Origin of the sequence: Knoellia sp. p5-6-4, from assembly GCF_029222705.1 — a bacterium.
In the GTDB taxonomy this organism is placed as follows: domain Bacteria; phylum Actinomycetota; class Actinomycetes; order Actinomycetales; family Dermatophilaceae; genus Pedococcus_A.
This window is the reverse complement of record NZ_JARGZF010000001.1, coordinates 843,846-860,302: the sequence shown is the minus strand read 5'-3', so window position 1 is coordinate 860,302 and position 16,457 is coordinate 843,846. Positions and strand designations below refer to the sequence as shown.

14 protein-coding genes are annotated in these 16,457 nt (G+C 63.7%); 3 read left to right on the top strand and 11 right to left on the bottom strand.

Annotated features, from left to right (window positions below; all coding sequences use genetic code 11):
* Together P2F65_RS04095 and P2F65_RS04090 are read right to left on the bottom strand one after the other, a co-directional pair.
* A complete protein-coding gene (locus tag P2F65_RS04095; protein WP_275804431.1) occupies window positions 1-960 on the bottom strand; it encodes an amino acid ABC transporter permease in 960 nt (319 codons plus the stop codon).
* Entirely contained in the window at window positions 960-1,865 is a 906-nt protein-coding gene (locus P2F65_RS04090) for an ABC transporter substrate-binding protein (protein ID WP_275804429.1), read from the bottom strand. The genes P2F65_RS04095 and P2F65_RS04090 overlap by 1 nt, the downstream gene beginning before the upstream one ends.
* Window positions 1,866-2,170: 305 nt before the next feature.
* On the opposite strand from P2F65_RS04090, the gene P2F65_RS04085 reads away from it, so the two are divergent.
* On the top strand, window positions 2,171-3,325 hold the full coding sequence (locus P2F65_RS04085; protein ID WP_275804427.1) for an NADP-dependent malic enzyme: 1,155 nt from the start codon (window positions 2,171-2,173) through the stop codon (window positions 3,323-3,325).
* A 33-nt stretch (window positions 3,326-3,358) separates the two neighbouring features.
* On the opposite strand, the gene P2F65_RS04080 is transcribed toward P2F65_RS04085, so the two are convergent.
* Both P2F65_RS04080 and P2F65_RS04075 read right to left on the bottom strand, forming a co-directional pair.
* Window positions 3,359-4,627 (bottom strand): polysaccharide pyruvyl transferase family protein, encoded by a 1,269-nt coding sequence (locus tag P2F65_RS04080; RefSeq protein ID WP_275804426.1) that lies wholly within the window; start codon window positions 4,625-4,627, stop codon window positions 3,359-3,361.
* 10 nt (window positions 4,628-4,637) lie between these two features.
* Window positions 4,638-5,768 (bottom strand): EpsG family protein, encoded by a 1,131-nt coding sequence (locus P2F65_RS04075; RefSeq protein ID WP_275804424.1) that lies wholly within the window; start codon window positions 5,766-5,768, stop codon window positions 4,638-4,640.
* 1,845 nt (window positions 5,769-7,613) lie between these two features.
* On the opposite strand from P2F65_RS04075, the gene P2F65_RS04070 reads away from it, so the two are divergent.
* Window positions 7,614-7,775, top strand: coding sequence for a hypothetical protein (locus P2F65_RS04070; protein WP_275804422.1), 162 nt, complete (start codon window positions 7,614-7,616; stop codon window positions 7,773-7,775).
* A gap of 460 nt (window positions 7,776-8,235) precedes the next feature.
* Here P2F65_RS04070 and P2F65_RS04065 read toward each other — a convergent pair whose 3' ends face one another.
* From P2F65_RS04065 to rfbA, 7 genes are all read right to left on the bottom strand, one after another.
* Window positions 8,236-9,429, bottom strand: coding sequence for a glycosyltransferase (locus P2F65_RS04065; RefSeq protein ID WP_275804420.1), 1,194 nt, complete (start codon window positions 9,427-9,429; stop codon window positions 8,236-8,238).
* The gene (locus P2F65_RS04060) at window positions 9,426-10,064 is read right to left on the bottom strand and encodes an acetyltransferase (RefSeq protein WP_275804418.1); all 639 of its coding nucleotides are present in this window, start codon (window positions 10,062-10,064) and stop codon (window positions 9,426-9,428) included. The genes P2F65_RS04065 and P2F65_RS04060 overlap by 4 nt, the downstream gene beginning before the upstream one ends.
* Window positions 10,061-10,684 (bottom strand): sugar transferase, encoded by a 624-nt coding sequence (locus P2F65_RS04055; protein WP_275804416.1) that lies wholly within the window; start codon window positions 10,682-10,684, stop codon window positions 10,061-10,063. Before P2F65_RS04055 ends, P2F65_RS04060 begins: the two co-directional genes overlap by 4 nt.
* Before the next feature lie 3 nt (window positions 10,685-10,687).
* Window positions 10,688-11,827 (bottom strand): aminotransferase class I/II-fold pyridoxal phosphate-dependent enzyme, encoded by a 1,140-nt coding sequence (locus P2F65_RS04050; protein ID WP_275804414.1) that lies wholly within the window; start codon window positions 11,825-11,827, stop codon window positions 10,688-10,690.
* The gene (locus P2F65_RS04045; RefSeq protein ID WP_275804412.1) at window positions 11,827-13,596 is read right to left on the bottom strand and encodes a nucleoside-diphosphate sugar epimerase/dehydratase; all 1,770 of its coding nucleotides are present in this window, start codon (window positions 13,594-13,596) and stop codon (window positions 11,827-11,829) included. The genes P2F65_RS04050 and P2F65_RS04045 overlap by 1 nt, the downstream gene beginning before the upstream one ends.
* A gap of 258 nt (window positions 13,597-13,854) precedes the next feature.
* Window positions 13,855-14,244, bottom strand: coding sequence for a dTDP-4-dehydrorhamnose 3,5-epimerase family protein (locus P2F65_RS04040; protein ID WP_345803691.1), 390 nt, complete (start codon window positions 14,242-14,244; stop codon window positions 13,855-13,857).
* 59 nt (window positions 14,245-14,303) lie between these two features.
* Window positions 14,304-15,182: a glucose-1-phosphate thymidylyltransferase RfbA gene (gene rfbA, locus P2F65_RS04035; protein ID WP_275804410.1), complete on the bottom strand. Its 879-nt coding sequence runs from the start codon at window positions 15,180-15,182 to the stop codon at window positions 14,304-14,306.
* Between the two features lie 40 nt (window positions 15,183-15,222).
* On the opposite strand from rfbA, the gene rfbB reads away from it, so the two are divergent.
* A complete protein-coding gene (gene rfbB / locus P2F65_RS04030) occupies window positions 15,223-16,218 on the top strand; it encodes a dTDP-glucose 4,6-dehydratase (protein ID WP_275804408.1) in 996 nt (331 codons plus the stop codon).
* The last annotated feature ends 239 nt before the right edge of the window (window positions 16,219-16,457 follow it).

Here is a 16,457-nt window from a genome sequence, read left to right as displayed (position 1 = left end):
TCAATGTGCTGCGCCCCTTCCGAGCAGGCGGGCGACCCGGCCGTCGCCTTCACCGGACGGCTGCCCGAAGCCGCGGCCGAACCGCTTCTCCAGGAAGTACTGCCCGACCATGAAAGCGCTGGTGATGACCAGGTAGAAGAGGATGGCCGCGACGAACGATGGGAACACCTGGTAGGTCCGCGAGCCGATCGACTGGAGCTGGAAGAAGAGCTCGGTGATCAGCGGCAGGCCGATGAGCAGCGAGGTGTCCTTCACCATGGCGATCGTCTCGTTGCCGGTCGGCGGCACGATGACGCGCATCGCCTGGGGGAGCACGATGCGGCGCATGGTCTGGCTGCTGCTCATGCCGATCGCCTCGGCGGCCTCCCGCTGGCCCTCGTCGACCGAGAGGATGCCCGCGCGCGCGATCTCAGCCATGTAGGCCGCCTCGCTGAGGCCCAGGCCGATGGCACCGCCGGCGATGCCGACGAAGACCTGGTTGGCGTCGAGGGTGAGGAAGCGCAGGTCGCTGTCGATGCCGAGCAGGTTCATGATCTCGGTGTCGAACGGCACGCCGAAGGAGATCCCGCCCTGGAACAGGATGCCCAGGGCACCCATGGTGGTCAGCAGCACCAGGCGGGGCACCGAGCGGAAGAACCAGGTGAACACCCAGGCGCTGTAGGACAGCACCGGGTTGGGCGACAGGCGCATCACCGCGAGGATGATGCCCCCGGAGATGCCGATCAGCATGGCCAGCACGGTGACGAGGATGGTGCCCTTCCAGAGGCCTTCCAGGACCGCGTTCTGCTGCATCGCCTCGAACACGAACGACCAGTTGAACGCCTCGTTGGTCAGCACCATGTTGACGAACATGGCGATGAGCACGGCGATGACGGCCACCGCCACCCACCGCAGCGGGTGGCGCACCGGGACGGCGTCGATCCGTCCCGGGCGCTCCGCTGTCGTGATGTGCTCGCTCATCAGGGGTTGACGGCGAAGTCGCTGATGGCGCCCGCCTCCACGCCCCAGTTGCCCAGCGCCTTCTTGTAGTCGCCGGACTCGTCGAGCGCCTTGAGGGCCTCGGTGATCGCCTCGGCGAACTCCTTCTGGTCCTTGGCGACGACGTAGCCGTAGGGAGCGGCGTCGTAGATGTCGCCGACGGCCTCGATCTTGCCGCCCGACTGCTTCACGGCGTAGGCGACGATGGGGGAGTCGGCCAGCATGGCGTCGGCCTTGCCGGTGGCGACCGCCGAGGTGGCCTGGTCCTGGCCGGTGAACGGCAGCACCTCGAGCGGCTTGCCCTCGGCCTCGCAGGCCTTGACCTTGGCCGGCAGGTCCTCCTCCTGCTGCACGGTGCCCTTCTGCACGGCGACCTTCAGGCCACACGGCTTCTGCGGGTCGACCTTCTTGGGGTTGCCCGGGGCGGCCGCCCACTGGGTGCCGGCGTTGAAGTAGCTCACCATGTTGACCTGCTCTTTGCGCTTGTCGTTGATGGTGAAGCTCGAGACGCCGATGTCGTACTTGCCGGACTGCACGCCGACGATGATCGAGTCGAAGTTGGCCGGCACCCACTGGGTCTTGAGGCCGAACTTCTGGGCGACCGCGTTGAAGAGGTCGACGTCGAAGCCCTGCACGGTCTTGCCGTCGCCGGCAAGGAACTCGTTGGGGGCGTAGGAGGCGTCGACCCCGATGGCGATGGTGCCCTTGGACTTGATCTTCTCGGGGACCTTGGCGGCGAGGTCCTCCTGGGCGCTCGCTGAGGTGACCGGCTGGGAGGTGGCGCCGCCGCCCGTGGAGAGCGAGTCGGAGCCACAGGCGCTCAGGGCAAGGCCTGCCGAGGCCAGACCCGCCAGGAGCATGACGGCGGGACGGGTGCGTGAGGTCATCGAGGACGATCCTTCCGGGTATGCCGTGCGGCGGGGACCGGAGGACGGCCACCGGCCACCGCCTTGTGGATAACTCGCATCCTGCCACCTTCACCTGCGTCACGCGTCACACTCGCGTAACACCCGTGGTCGTGTCTGCCCGATGTGTGCCACAGTGGGTGATGCGGGCAACCCCCGCGCTGTTTTTCGATCTGCGTTTGAGTGGCCACACCCCCGGCTATCCGTGTCGTAGGTGCTGCTGTGAGCCCCACGCAATTCCCTTTCTTCGGCCCCTATGCGGCCTTTCCCCTTGAGGTGTTTCCGCAATGACTGCGCATCCGTCGTACCCGCTGTTCGACCCCACCGACCCGGTGTTCCGGGCGCACGAGGGCGGCAAGCTCGGGGTACACGCCACGCAGCCGCTGCGCGACCGGGCCGACCTGTCGCTGCTCTACACGCCGGGCGTCGCGGACGTCTCCCGGGCGATCGCTGCTGACCCGTCGCTGGCCGCCCGCTACACGGCGAAACGCAACACGGTCGCCGTCGTCACCGACGGCACCGCCGTGCTGGGCCTTGGTGACATCGGCCCGCTGGCCGCCCTGCCGGTGATGGAGGGCAAGGCGGTGCTCTTCAAGCACTTCGCCGGGGTGGACGCCGTGCCCGTCTGCATGGAGACCGGCACCGTCGACGAGCTGGTCGAGGCGATCGCGCGCATCGCGCCGTCGTATGGCGGGATCAACCTCGAGGACATCTCGGCGCCGCGCTGCTTCGAGATCGAGCGCCGTCTCCAGGAGCGACTCGACATCCCCGTCTTCCACGACGACCAGCACGGCACCGCGATCGTGGTGCTGGCCGGGCTCATCAATGCCGCCAAGGTGGTGGGGCGTTCACTGGAGTCCCTGAAGGTGGTCGTGTCGGGGGCCGGGGCGGCCGGCGTGGCCGTGGCCAAGCTGCTGGCCCGGGCCGGGGTGGCCGACATCGTGGTCTGCGACTCGCGGGGGATCATCTCGCCGGCCCGCACCGACCTGGTGGAGCACAAGCACCGCCTGGCGGCGACCACCAACCCGCGCGGTCTCTTTGGCTCACTGGCCGACGCCCTCGTGGGGGCGGATGTCTTCGTGGGCGTCTCGGGTGGTCAGGTGCCCGAGGCCGACATCGCCCGGATGGCGCCCGACTCGATCATCTTCGCGCTCGCCAACCCCGACCCGGAGGTGCACCCCGACGTGGCGCGGAAGTATGCCGCAGTGGTGGCGACGGGGCGCTCGGACTTCCCGAACCAGATCAACAACGTGCTGGCCTTTCCCGGGATTTTCCGCGGGGCGCTCGACTCGGGAGCGCCACAGGTCACGGAGGCGATGAAGCTGGCCGCTGCACGCGCCATTGCCGACCTAGTGGAGGATCCGACTGCCGTGGAGATCGTCCCCAGCGCATTCGACTGCGATGTAACTGCAGCTGTTGCCCGTTCAGTTCGGCCCACCTGACGAATGCCTGATGAGTCCCGCTCGCGCGTCCTCTCATCCGCGCTCCGTGCAAACTGATACGAAGTCGGCGAGTGCCAACCGGTTGCCATCCAGTTCCGAGGTGACCTCCAGGGGGTGACTCGCTTCCAGGCAACGAAGGACATCGTCAGCCTCAACGCTCGCCAGTGGCAAGACATTCTGAGACAGTCCGAACAATGCTGACGCCCCGCGTAGCTTCTGGTCGTAATATTCGTCGTACGAGATGCCTACGCATGGCGTTTGTTCGGCAAGTGAGAGTACGAGCGGATGATACCGGGTGGCGACCACTCCAATGGCCAATCCCAAGAAGGCGCGACTTGCCCGTGAGCCTATGGGGGTGCGGATCACCTTTACGGCTTCACGTGCGGCGCTCCCCCAAGTCGATGCAACGAGGTCGAAGGTCGCGCGGTCGTCCGAGTAACCCGTAGCAATCATATTTGGTAGAAACGCTACCCCCATACGATCATCAAGGGCCCGACGCACAAACAACTCACCGAACTTGGACAATTGTGCGATATCCCTGCGACTGGTGTTGTGTCGGCGATGCCAGGACAGGGCAAAGAACGGCTTGCCGTCAAAGAGTTGATGAGCCAACTCGCTCGCGACTTCCCTGTCGTGAACCTCGGGCTCGTTGAGTATGGCCCAGTCCGGAGACAGCGAGACAGCCTTGCGAACACCCAGGCCCCTGATGACTTCGACCGAGCCGGCTTCACGAACATTGATCGCTGAGGCGATTTCGAGCATGACCTTGGCCTCAGCTCGCACCCGAGGACTGCTGAGTGGCCCTACACCCTGCCCCAAGAAACCCACGGGCTTAGCCATTTCCTGCGCCCATCTCGCTATTAGGGACCACGCGGCTACACCGTGCGCAGCGTAGTCATCTGTGACTGCTCCAGCACCGCTCACAATCACTCCAACCGAATTTGCGATAGCCGCGCGCCATTGCGCGGCAAGGCGTTCAGTCGACCAATCTGTGGCCAACTTCGCTGCGCGTCGGAGAGCGTAGGTATTGCGGCCAGGGTAACTGATGGCTCTCTCGGCCAAGGCCGGCACCAAGCCGCTGCCGCGGCGAAGAATGGAGTGTAGATATGGGAGAACGGTCACATTGGACATTGGCGCATCGAAGGCTGGATGCCCATCCGTATAGACGTGCACCGGCCCTCGGACTCTACGCAACTCTTGGACGGTGGCCTCCCACATGCTCTCGTCGCCAAGGTTGGTGCTGCCATTGGCACTTCCGAGGACTACCCAATGCTCCTGAGAGGATTCCCTTTGGTTGCTCACTACACTGCTTTCACGAATGGTGGGACACGATCTTTGCAATTTCAGCCCACGGGCCAATTGTGAATCCCATAACCAATGATCCTCCCAGAATCAGTAATCCGAAGGGAATTCGCTTCGCTGACGGTTGAGCGAATGCCGGAGCAGACAATAGGACCGGCGCCAGGAACCAAGAGTAGGCAACCAGTCGGTCTGAGTAATAGACGAAGCCAAACAGAAGAAATAGTGAATTCATCAACACGTACGTTTTGAGAATCAAATCGTACCAAGCTGGAAGCAGAAGCCACTGACGGAAGGCCAGTGCGGCTGCAAGGTAGAGCGCGCTGAGGGCGAGGAAGTCGATGCGGTTGGTGCCGCTCGCGTAAACACCGGAGAGAGAGGCTGATGTGTATTCGTCGAATTTCGGCACAAATTTGACCAATGGTCCCAGCAATGAGGTTTGTGCTTGGAAAAGAAAGGCCATGACCGAAGCGCCCCATATTGAGAGGGTGCGCTTGAGGGTTAACTGAGTCCAACGTGCCGCGATTGCGGCGAGGGTGAAAGGCAAGGCAGACCAGTGCACGAGCGTGCCTAGGGTCAGAAGCCCAATAGAGACAATGGAGCGACGAGCTCCAAACGCGTATGTCGCGACCCCTGCGAAGATCAGAGACATCGAGATGCCTTGACGAGCGACAAGGCTAGTGTAGGACGTAAATACGCTGAACGAAATCGTTAGGAGCAAAATGTAGTTGATCTCTAGAAGATGAAACTTCCGCTTCAGTGCGTAAAGGTACACGGAGAGACATACGGCGACCACGGAGAGGTAGAAGGTGCGCGTGGAAGTGCCAATTTGCGACACCATCCAGATAAAGAGTAGGTAAGGAGACTCGTCCCCAGCGCCTGTGGAGAACTGGCGCTCATCGAATAGTTGTGGCAGGGAAACATCGTGAACCCGGATGACGTCGTAGGTGTAGAAGGCCCTGTCCCAGACGGTGCTGTTCCCATAAGCGGCGAACATCACAATGAGAGTCGTGAGAATCGCAAACGTGAGAACGTTGGTCGGCAATGCGTGGACGAGGAGATTCGGCCTTGATACCAAACTGAGGGCCGTCAAGGCGTGCGCCACGAGAATCAGGGCGATGAATAATGCGATGGTGAACCTCAACCTGCATCCCGTGCCTTCAGAGTTGACGATCCGTCGTGGCTCCTTCGCTCATTCAACCCGAACGAAAGAGTGTAGGTGACTGCCCGAAGAGCGATGACGAGTGTGGTTGCCAACAGGGCCCCAAGCGTTCCCCAGTGCGGGACAAGAAGTGCGCAAGCGGCTAAGGAAGCAGCAGCCGATGCGATGCTGACAATAAAGCCAACGCCGTATCGATTTTGGGCCAGCAGGGCGGTGCTACCAAAAAACATGGGTGAGAGTAGGGCTAGCCCGATACCCAGGACCACCGTTTCCCCTGTGCTGATGCGGTAGGTGTGTCCCGCTATCACCGGAAGGAGCGCGTTGGCAGCCAATGAGAGCCCCAGCGAAGCGGCGACGAAGGTAGGGGTAGAGCGAAGGATGATCCTCCTGGTTGCTCTAATGAGTGATCGGTTGCCAGCGCTCGCTCTTGTCTCCACCGCGGTAGGGAGCCACGAGTGGGTGACTCCGTTCAAAATCAGTTCGGCGCTCAAGAATGCATACGTCAAGAGTGCGTATCGCCCTGACTCGACAGTCGTGAATTCTCGGGCCAGAAAAAACTGGGGTACCGCAGCTGTGAAGGACAAGATCCCCGAGGCCAGACCAACGGAGAGTCCCGCTTGGAGGATGTTGGACAAAGTGGGCTCGGAGTGTGTACGTAATGACCACTCGCGCTCATGTTCCTTTGCCGCTCGCCAAGCCTGCGGAAGCACAAGGGAGGCCATTCCCAACCCTCCGGTCAAGACCAGCCCCCACAAGGCGACGGCGGGAGTTGCCCCTGTCGCGGCTAGCCCGAGGGCAATCCCAACTCCAACAAAATTCGTAGTCATGTTCGCGATGCAGACAGTGCGGAGCTTGTGCGCGAGTTGTGCTGGACCGAACGCGAGTTCGACGAACATGTCCAACGCCTTCATTGTCGCGACCGCCCAGACCAGGCGCGTATCAACGTGAATCACGAGGGATGCACCGACTCCGCACATCGCTAACGCCAGCGCTGCGGCGCTGATGCGAACGCGTAGAAGACGCGCGAATGGGATCCTGGGAATGTGTGTAATGTATAAAGTTCGAAGGGCCAAGTCGGCCAACACGAAGACGGGCGCCGTGGCAGCAAGGGCAAGGGCGTAGTCCCCTGCAGCTTTGGGTCCGCTGCCTCTGGCAAACGCGATGACCAGACACAACTGCACGCCGGTACGAACGCCACGAGCGCTAATGAGCCATAACGCAGGTGAGTTGGCGGCGGCCACTGGTTTAGCCCACATACCGCGGCTTCCGGAACCCCCAATATCTAACGGCCTGCGCCACCCACCAAATGCCATCGCGTTGCCATTGGGCGACGGCATTCGCTCCCATGTGCCGGGCTAGCCGCCGTCGCGCCCGAAGCACCTGCATTGAATAGTTGCTGAAAGGGCTCGCTTTGCGACTCATCTGATTCGAGTGTACTCGGTATGCAACTAACGGCTCAGGCATGATCCTGATCTCTCCCTCCAAGCTCATGCGGAGCCAAAGGTCGTAGTCCTCCATCTGGCGCATAGACTGGTCGTACCGGCCAACTTTGTGGAAAGGGTCAGCTCGGAAGAGAACTGAGGAGTGAATGAGGACGTTTCTCGAGAGTAGAGCGTTCCGAGCATCCCCTCCAAGACTTTCACCCAGCGACCCGGTGACCTTTCCACACTCGTTGATCCTCTTTGCGAAGCTCCCCAGCACAACAGTGTCTGGGTGCTCGCTCAAGAACCGGGCTTGGCTTGATAATCTTCCCGATAGTGCTATGTCGTCGGCATCGAGTCGCGCGACCAATGGGTGGCGGGCTCGCTCAATGCCGAGGTTGAGCGCGTGTGCAAGTCCCGACCGCTGCCCAAGACTGAGGCACACAACGCGGTGGTCGCGCGTCCAGTTCCGCTGCGGATCGACCGGCACCCCATCGTGGACCACAATGAGTTCGACATCAACGCCTTCCTGGTCAAGCACGGACGCGACAGCCGCGTCCAGCCATGAATCGACAGCAATCGTTGGCAGGACCACGCTGACCTTTGGGAGAGTCGCGTCTCCCCAACTTGGGCTCGCAGAGGATCTGATCATCGGTGGAAACCTCACTTTGAGCTGTTGGTTTGCGAAGTGGCGGGGAGCGGGCGCACTTTTGAGTTCCAATCGCCTCTGCCCCGAGGACTAGCCGGAGGGTGCCTCCTTGGCTGTGGCGTCGCGCGGGTTCGGCTGGTCGGATTGCCTCCGACGGTGGCCCAAGAACCGTGAACCCGGTTCCAGTCAGGTGGCCTTATCAGGCTCGAGACGGCGCGCGAGGGTCTGTATCCCAACCGTAGGTGGGCGGGGGTGAAGCCGAGCACGCCCCGCGGGACCAATCTCGCTCCGCTCTGGGAACGCTTGATGGCGTTCCGCGAGCGAGAGGGACGCGGACGCTCGGAGAAACTTCTCCGCATATCGATCCAGCCTCGTCCGCTCAGTTTTGGGATTGCGCGGCCATGGAGGACAAGGCGTTAGCCTCGTACAGATGGCGACTCCATTGCGCTGTCACAAGGTCGCGATTGAAGTGCCGGACGACACGCAACCTGGCTGCCTCACCCAATTGGGTGTTCAATTGCTGATCATGCAGGAGTCTGCGGGTCATGTGGGCGGCCACAGAGACCTCGTCTTGTTCCACGAGTATTCCGGTGTGCCCGTGGCTGACGGCATCGGTGGTTCCGGTGGCGATCGTCGCTATGGTAGGAATGCCGGTTGCTGCAGCTTCGAGTACTACCGTGGGAAGCCCCTCTCTCTTGGTGAACAGCCAGAGCAAGTCGGCGCAGTGGTAGACGGAAAGGACGTCCTCAATGTGCGGTAGTCGCACGACCTGAGGAAAGGAATCTAAGACCGCCACGGCAGACCTTTCGGCGTCAGTCGTGGCTTCAACCGCTCCTACGAGCAACAGCCATGCGTCAGTATCGGATGACCTTAGCTGAGCGTAGGTTTGGACCATCATGCCTAAGCCCTTGTCGGCGTTGAGTCGCCCCACATACGCGATCACCTTGGCGCCTTGCGGAATGTTGAATTTGTTCCGTGCCCGGCTGCGCTCATGGGCTTGTGGCGGTGTGAACCTGGCGATGTCAATTCCGTTTGCGGAGCCAGCACCCACCGTAACCACTTTCTGCGGGGGGGCAAGCTTGCGTTGGAGGGCCTGACGCCGAAGACTGTGACTCACCGTAATGACCTGCGTCGCGTTGCAGTGCGTCAACAACTCCAGCAGGTAAAGCACGGCGGCCAAGGGGCCTCGCGCTCCTTCAGATCGCAGTCCATGCAGAACGTAGACGCGGTTCGGCACTCCAGCGAATCGGCTTGCCAAAATGCCTAGAAGTCCCATTTTGGGAGTGCCGAACACCACGGTAGACGGCTTGATCGTTGATAGGAGTGCGAGGAGTTGAATGAGCGCTACAAGATCGGCCCAGACGTGCGGTTCGCGCCTCATGTTGACGACGTGTGGCTGTGCTCCTTGAGACGCTGCGAACTTCTCTGCTCCGGATTCGCCGACTACGAGGTGAACTTCTCTTCCTGATGTCCGGGCAGAAGCAAGATGCCCGTCCAGAAAGAGGCGCGCAGAAATGGCTGCCGTAACGCCGAAGACGACGACGTTTCGATGGCGGAGTCGCCGATTTCTCATCGGGCCGGAACTCCTTTGACGATCCGATCCGCAAGGACTGAGCGGGTGACGACCGAACCGGCGCCGACGGTGGCATTTCGCCCGACACGAAGCCCCTGCAACACCGTTGCATTTGCGCCGATGAGGGAAGCGGTGTCGAGCGTTACGTTCCCAGAAACGCAGGCCATGGGATTCAAACGGACAAAGTCCCCTAGCAAGGAATCGTGCCCTACCGTGGCGTTTTGATCTATGTGTACATGTCGTCCTAGGGCGATGTTGGTCGTCAACCGTGCCCCTGCGCAGATGACCGAGCCGGGTCCGATTCGTATATCCGAGCCCAGGGTTGCCTGTGGATGCACAAGGGTCGCCGCCTTTGCGCCGGAGGCTGTAGCTCGCCGATCCATTGCCCTGCGTACTGCACTAGAGCCGATGCCCACCACGTATTGGACGGTTTCGGCGTTCGCCTCCAGCCATTCAAAACCGCCGAGAAGTCGCGAACCTCGACGCTCGACCAAGCGAACGTCCTCCTCGGTGGGTGAGTCGTCGAGGTAGCCCAGCAACTTCCACCTTTGTGCACAGCGGTTGATGGCGTCGATGATGTCGTGGACCTCGCGGCCGAACCCACCGACTCCGACGATGACGATGGGATTGCTCATGATTCGCCGGTCCGTTGGGTGTTACTCCCCGTGAACTCAGGCATCGTGGCCGAGCCTGACGCGCTGATTCCGTCACGGCGCAGCACCGAAGAGACCGTGCGTCCGATGATCCGCAGGTCAAGCCTCAAGGAAGCGCGCTCCACGTAGTCGGTGTCGAGTGCGAATTTCTGTTCCCACGTCAGGGCGTTGCGGCCTGAGACCTGCGCCAGACCTGTGAGTCCCGGTCGGACGTCGTGGCGCCGGGCCTGCTCGGGGGAGTAGTGGACAAGATATTGCATGAGCAATGGGCGAGGACCGACCAAGGACATGTCGCCTCGGACGATATGCCAGAGGGTGGGCAGTTCGTCCAGGCTCGTCGAGCGCAGGAAGGATCCCAGACCCGTCATTCGTGAGGCGTCGTCTGTCTTCCCATTCGCCGCATCGAACGGCAGCATCGTTCGGAACTTGACCATTTCAAAGGGCTGGCCGTGTAGTCCGGGCCGCGTCTGGCGGAAGAGGACTGGCCTGCCAAGTCTGACCCGAATCAGCAACGCAACCATCGCTTGGACTGGCAGCGACACGAGGAATGCGGGGACTGTCAGGGCAAGGTCGAGTGCTCTCTTGCCACGGTATGAACCCATGAGTCAGTCCACTCCTAGAGCGGCGCGCGTTGCACCAATGACGCGTGTTACGTCTTCGTCGCTCAAGATCGATCCGCTTGGCAGAGTGACTCCGTTGGCGAAGAGGCCCTCCGAGGTGCCGTTTATAAAGGAGCGCGCGTCGGAGAAGACTGGCTGCGAGTGCATGGGCTTCCAGAGGTGACGGGCCTCGATGTCCTCCTCGCCCAGACCTTTGATGAGGGAATCCGCCGACACGGGGTTGACGAGCGGGTCGAGCACGATGCCCGTCAGCCAACAGTTGTCCTGGGAGTCATTGCGGGCCGCTTGGTGGCCCAGGAAGCTCAACCCGTCAATGTCTGACAGGCCATCGAGGTATGCCCTTCGGATCTCCCGGCGTCGGCTGATCATCCGATCCAGCCGGCTAAGCTGACCGCGGCCGAGTGCGGCCAGCACGTTGGACATCCGGTAGTTGTAGCCGATGTCGGTGTGCTCGTACCACGGCACTGGCTGGCGGGCCTGGGTAGACAGGTAGCGCGCTCGCTCGAGGAGGTCCAGGTCGTCGCTGAGCAGCATGCCGCCGCCCGAGGTGGTCATGATCTTGTTGCCATTGAAGGAGAGCGCTGCAGCGGCGCCGAAGGAGCCAGCTGCTTTCTCGCCGTGCGCTGCGCCCAGGGCCTCGGCAGCGTCCTCGATGAGGGGGATCTCGCGTGCCGCCAGAGCCTCCACGATGGCGGGGTAGTCGACACACCGGCCGAAGAGGTCCACGGTCATGACGGCAGCGATCTGCTTGCCCTCAGACCGCAGGGTGTCGACGGCCTCGATGAGCAGCTGGGGGTCGACGTTGCCGTCCGACTCCTGCGCGTCGACGAACACTGGCTCTGCGCCGGTGTAGACCACCGCGTTGGCGGACGCCGCGAAGGTCATGGTCGGCAGCACGACGACGGTGCCTGGCTTCGCGCCGACGTGCAGAAGAGCCAAGTGGAGGGCGGCAGTGCCGGAGGAAAGGGCCAAAGCGCCGGCGACGCCGATTCGCTCTGCGATCTCCGCCTCGAACGCGTCCACGTGGGGGCCGAGCGGCGCCACCCAGCCGGAGCGCATGGCGTCGAGGACGAAGCGTTCCTCGACCTCGGTGATGTCGGCTTTGGAAAGGAAGATCCGTGACACTACGCGCTGGTCCTCGCGTCCTCGAGTAGATCGGTGGTGGCCTCGTTGCGCATCCAGTTGGCCGCGCCGCCGTGCGTTCGGATGGACTCGTGGCGCACCCAGTCGGAGTCGATGCTGGGCACGTCGACGCTGTGCACGAGCTCGTGGGAGGTCTGCTTGCGCTCCTCGTGGGGAGAGAAGAGCTCCTCGCCGAGTTTCTCGCCGGGACGCAGGCCGGTGTAGATGATCTCGATGTCCTTGCGGCCCGACATGCGGATCAGCGTGTGCGCGACATCGACGATCTTCACCTGCTCGCCCATCTCGAGCACCATGACCTCACCGTCGGAGCCGATGGTGGCCGCCTGGAGCACGAGCTGGCAGGCCTCGGGGATGAGCATGAAGTAGCGCTCGACATCGGGGTGGGTGACCGTGATGGGACCGCCGCGCTCGATCTGGGCGGTGAACGCGTGCACCACCGAGCCTCGCGAGCCGAGCACGTTGCCGAAGCGCACCGAGACGTATCGGCCCGGGAAGCGGTCGGCGAAGTCGGCGGTGAGCCGCTCGGCGATGCGCTTGCTGTAACCCAACACGCAGGTGGGGTTGGCGGCCTTGTCGGTCGAGATGTTGACGAAGGTGCCCACGCCCACGTTCGCCGCAGCGGTGAGCACGTTGAGCGTGCCGAGCACGTTGGTCTTCCAGGCCTCCAACGGGTAGGCCTCGAGCAAGGGGAGGTGCTTGAGTGCCGCCGCGTGGAAGACGATGTCGGGCTTGGTCGTCGAGAACACGTGCTCCATCGTCTCGACGTCGCGGATGTTGGCCAGGATGATCTGGTCGCTGTCGAGCAGGCCGTGGCCGTCGAGGCTCATCTGGGTGGCCTGCAGGCCCGACTCGTCGCGGTCGAGCAGGTAGAGCTTGTCGGGGCCGAAGCGGGCGATCTGGCGGCACAGCTCGGAGCCGATCGAGCCGCCGGCCCCGGTGACCAGCACCTTCTTGCCGGCGATCTGGTCGGCGATGGCGGCCATGTCGAGCTCGACGGGGCGACGCCCGAGCAGGTCGGCGACGTTGACGTTGCGCAGGTCGCCAGCCGTGGGCCGGCCGCCGATGATCTCGCCGATCTTCGGCAGCACCATGACGTCAAGCCCGGCGTCGTTAGCCAGCTCGGTGATCTCGCGAATGGTGCCGGCCTCGGCGAAGGGCAGGGCGATGACGAGGGTCTGGGCGCCGTACTTCTCGGCGACCCGGGCCATGTCGTGGCGGGTGCCGCGCACCTTGACGCCCTCGACGCGGTAGCGCCCCTTGGTCTTGCTGTCGTCGAGCAGGGCGACGGGGTGGTAGCCGCTGTCGACGTCGCGGATGAGGCTCCGGGTTAGCCGGCTGCCGGCCTCGCCGGCGCCGAAGACGATGACCTTCTTCTCCTCACCACGGGCCTCCTCCCGGTGCGCGCGGAAGGAGCGGATGAGGAACCGGACGGCGAACATGCCGACCATGGCCAGCACGGTGGCCGTGAAGGGGATGCTGCGCGCGACGTTGAAGTAGTGCGGCTCGAAAACCACGGCGACCAGCACCAGGCCGGTGATGGCGACGGTGCGGGCGACGTCGCGGGTCTCCTCGAAGGAGCCGCGCTCGTGGCCGACGGCGTACGGGCCGACAAGGGCGCCCGCCACCAGGTGGAGGGCGAGCGCCAGGCCGGCGAGGCCCGTGGTCTCGTCGACCGGCAGGCGGGGGAGGTCGAAGTCGTAGCGCAGGAGGGCTGCCGCGAAGATCGCCAGCGTCCAGATGACCAGGTCCACGAGGGCCCAGAGCCATCGCCTGAAACGGTCGCGTCGTGCTCGGCGCTGTGGCATGTGTCAGTGACCTCCCCTGCTGGTGGCTCCCCCGAGAGCCAGCGTGGAGTTTACCGGCAAGTCCGTACAGAACGGGACATGTCTCGGTCTGCGGAGCCTCGGGCCATAACCGGGTTTCCGCAGGTCAACGACCTGCGGGCATGCGCGGCCGGTATCCATGGGACGGAAACTTGACCAAACGGACTAGGTGACGTGATCCGATCGTTAGTCGAGGGAGTCGTAGAACTCCACGCACGCGGCATGCGTAGTTGGCGGGCCCCTGCTCCCCGGGTCAGGCGGCGGTGACCAGCACGATGCCGGCCGGGATCTCAAGGCGGATCTCGGCGTCGAGCGGGTGCACTGTGCGTTCGCGGCCAGGCGTGAACGGCGTCGAACACAAGAAGAGGACCGTCGAGTCGTCCTCGAGCGTGAACAGGGCGTGTCCATGCCCTCGGGCAGGTAGACCGCCTTGCTGTCCTCGGTGTCGAGCACGACGGAGTCCCACAGGCCGAAGGCGGGGGCGCTGACCCGGACGTCGACGAAGAAGTCGATGAAGGAGCCGCTGACGGCGGTGACGTATTTCGCCTGGGACGGCGGCGCGTCGGCGTAGTGGATGCCGCGGGTCAGCGAACTGTTCGGGGGTGACCTCGAAGCTTCAGGGGTCGGATGTCCACCTACAGCTCGCCCCTCTTCTCGGCCAGCAGCCCACCGAGGTAGTCGCCATAGCCGCTCTTCTCCAGCGCCTTGGACAGGTGCTCCAGTTGGGTGTCGTCAATCCAGCGGTTGCGCCACGCGATCTCTTCGACACAACCGATCTTGAAACCCTGCCGGGCCTGGATGGTGGCAACAAACTGCGCGGAGTCCATCAAGCCCTCGAAGGTGCCGGTGTCGAACCACGCCGTCCCGCGAGGAAGGACCGTCACGGTCAGGGTGCCGCGGCGGAGGTACTCGTCGTTGACCGCCGTGATCTCGAGCTCGCCACGCGCGCTCGGCTTGAGGCGGCGTGATATCTCGACGACGTCGTTGTCGTAGAAGTAGAGCCCCGGCACTGCGTAGTTGGATTTTGGATGCGCCGGCTTCTCCTCGATGGAGAGGACCTTGCCGTGGGAGTCGAACTCGACCACGCCATAGGCCGAGGGCTCGGTGACGTGGTAGGCAAAGATGTGCCCGCCGCGCACATCACGGTTGGCGACCAGGGAGGTGCCGAGGCCTTGGCCGTAGAAGATGTTGTCCCCGAGCACGAGGGCGACGGGTTCGGCGCCGATGAAGTCGGCGCCGATGAGGAACGCCTGAGCGAGGCCCTCGGGGGCCGGCTGCACGGCATACGAGAGCTCGATGCCCCACGCCGACCCGTCGCCGAGCAGTCGCTGGAACTGCTCGCTGTCCTGCGGGGTGGTGATGATGAGCACCTCGCGGATGCCGGCCATCATCAGCGTCGACAGCGGGTAGTAGACCATTGGCTTGTCGTAGATCGGCATCAGCTGCTTGCTGATGCCGAGCGTGATGGGGTGCAGTCGCGTGCCCGAGCCGCCGGCCAGGATGATGCCCTTCATGGTTCAGCACCCTAGTGGCCGCTCGGTAGGCTCGGGCACCATGAAGGTTTTGGTCACCGGCGGCGCCGGGTTCATCGGCAGCAACTTCGTCATCCGCGCCCGTCAGGTACGCCCGGGCTGGAAGCTCACCGTGCTCGACTCCATGACGTATGCCGCGAACCTGAGCTCCCTCGACACGGTGATCGGCGACATCGACGTCGTCAAGGGCTCGGTGACCGACCCCGACCTCGTGGACGAGCTCGTCGCGGCCCACGACATCGTGGTGCACTTCGCTGCCGACTCGCACAACGACAACAGCCTCGACGACCCGTGGCCGTTCATCGACACCAACATCATCGGCACCTACCAGCTGATCCAGGCGGTGCGCCGGCACGACAAGCGCATCCACCACATCTCCACCGACGAGGTCTACGGCGACCTCGAGCTCGACGACCCGGCCAAGTTCTCCGAGACCACGCCGGTCAACCCCTCGAGCCCGTACTCCGCCTCCAAGGCCAGCGCCGACCTGCTCGTGCGCGCCTGGATCCGCTCCTTCGGCCTGAAGGCCACCTTGTCGAACTGCTCCAACAACTACGGCCCGCGCCAGCACCCCGAGAAGTTCATCCCGCGCCAGATCACCGGCATCCTCGAGGGCGTCAAGCCCAAGCTCTACGGCGCCGGCGCCAACGTGCGCGACTGGATCCACGTCGACGACCACAACGACGCGGTCATCGCGATCATCGAGCAGGGCCGGCTGGGGGAGACCTACCTGATCGGCGCCGACGGCGAGATGAACAACCGAGATGTCATCGCCCTCATCCTCGAGCTCATGGGCAAGCCGGCCGACTGGTTCGAGCACGTGCCCGACCGGCCCGGCCACGACCTGCGCTACGCCATCGACGCCACCAAACTGCGCGCCGAGACCGACTGGACTCCGGTGCACCCTGACGTGCGCTCGGGCCTGGCCGACACCATCGCGTGGTACACGGACAACGAGGACTGGTGGCGCACCGCCAAGGTCGTTGCCGAGGCGAAGTACGAGCGGCTGGGACGCTGACGCTCCGCTGGCTGGTCGCCGGAGCCGGCGGCCTGTGGCGGCAACTTCGTCAAGACCATGGCTGGGTTGGCCGGCGAGCGGGAGACCCTGGCTGGTCGACGACCAGCGCGGGCAGCCGACGTGGACCGTCGATCGGGCTGACGCCATCGTGCGGCTCGTGACGTTGAACGCGCCGTTCGGCGTGTGGCACGGCACGTCGCAGGGTGAGACGACCTGGCACGGCTTCACGCAGTAGAACT